This is a genomic window from Pseudomonas sp. AC463 (assembly GCF_979253585.1).
On the sequence record NZ_CEEDDZ010001139.1, the window covers coordinates 1 to 238 of the forward strand.

Here is a 238-nt window from a genome sequence, read left to right on the forward strand (position 1 = left end):
GCACCAGCCGGTCCCACCAGTCGCCCGCGACGCAGCGCGCCTCCGGCACCGCCGCCCGCACGATCGCTTCGTTGCCCAGCGGCATCGCCATCAATGGCGCATGCACCGCGTGGAGGCGACGCAGCGTGTCCACGTCGAGGTGATCGTAATGGCCGTGGCTCAGCAGCACGGCATCGATCGGTGGCAGGTCGTCGAACGCGATGCCCGGCGCGGTCACCCGCTTCGGTCCGACGCGGCG

General features: G+C 71.8%; 1 protein-coding gene. It reads right to left on the minus strand.

The window, feature by feature from the left end:
• The coding region (locus tag AC0IYH_RS33860; protein WP_471838845.1) for an MBL fold metallo-hydrolase at positions 1–217 on the minus strand (217 nt) is incomplete at its 3' end.
• Positions 218–238 lie beyond the last annotated feature (21 nt).